This window comes from Burkholderia sp. MSMB1459WGS (assembly GCF_001534535.1).
In the GTDB taxonomy this organism is placed as follows: Bacteria; Pseudomonadota; Gammaproteobacteria; order Burkholderiales; family Burkholderiaceae; genus Burkholderia.
The window spans coordinates 1-1,046 of sequence record NZ_LPMU01000081.1; the positions used below are offsets into that span (position 1 = coordinate 1).

The following is a 1,046-nucleotide window of genomic DNA, read 5'->3' on the forward strand; positions in this document are numbered from 1 at the left end:
TGACCGATCGCGATCGCCCCGCCGTTCACGTTCACCTTCGACGTGTCCCAGCCCATCTGCTTGTGCACCGCCAGCGCCTGCGCCGCGAACGCCTCGTTGATCTCCATCAGGTCCAGGTCGCCCGGCGTCCAGCCCGCGCGCTCCAGGCACCGGCGCGACGCCGGCACCGGACCCATGCCCATCACGCTCGGATCCACGCCCGCGTTCGCGTACGCCTTGATCCGCGCAAGCGGCGTCAGCCCCAGCGCCGCCGCCTTCTGCGCCGACATCACCAGCACCGCCGCCGCGCCGTCGTTCAGCCCCGACGCGTTCGCCGCCGTCACCGAGCCGTCCTTCGAGAACGCCGGCTTCAGCCCCGCCAGCGACTCCGCCGTCACGCCGTGACGCACGAACTCGTCGGTCGCGAACTGCAGCGGCTCGCCCTTGCGTTGCGGAATCGACACCGGCACGATCTCGTCGTCGAAGCGCCCGGCCTTCTGCGCGGCTTCCGCCTTGTTCTGCGACTGCGCCGCGAACGCGTCCTGCGCTTCGCGCGTGATCCCGTATTCCTTCGCGACGTTCTCTGCCGTGATACCCATGTGGTACTGGTTGTACACGTCCCACAGCCCGTCGACGATCATCGTGTCCACCAGCTTCGCGTCGCCCATCCGGAACCCGTCGCGCGAGCCCGGCAGCACGTGCGGCGCCGCGCTCATGTTCTCCTGGCCGCCCGCGACCACGATCTCCGCGTCGCCCGCGACGATCGCGTTGGCCGCCAGCATCACGGCCTTCAGGCCCGAGCCGCACACCTTGTTGATCGTCATCCCCGGCACGGCGTTCGGCAGTCCCGCCTTGATCAGCGACTGCCGCGCCGGGTTCTGCCCGGAGCCGGCCGTCAGCACCTGGCCCATGATCACTTCGCTGACCTGCTCGGGCTTCACGCCCGCACGCTCCAGCACTGCGCGGATCACCGTCGCGCCCAGTTCCGGCGCCGCAATCTTTGCCAGCGAGCCGCCGAATTTGCCGACCGCGGTCCGCGCGGCCGATACGATCACTACATCCGTCAT

The 1,046-nt window shown here is 69.7% G+C and carries 1 protein-coding gene; it reads right to left on the reverse strand.

The window, feature by feature from the left end; translation table 11 throughout:
• Positions 1-1,046, reverse strand: a 1,046-nt coding sequence (locus tag WT97_RS31140; RefSeq protein ID WP_060355056.1) for an acetyl-CoA C-acetyltransferase, incomplete at both ends; no start/stop codon positions are given.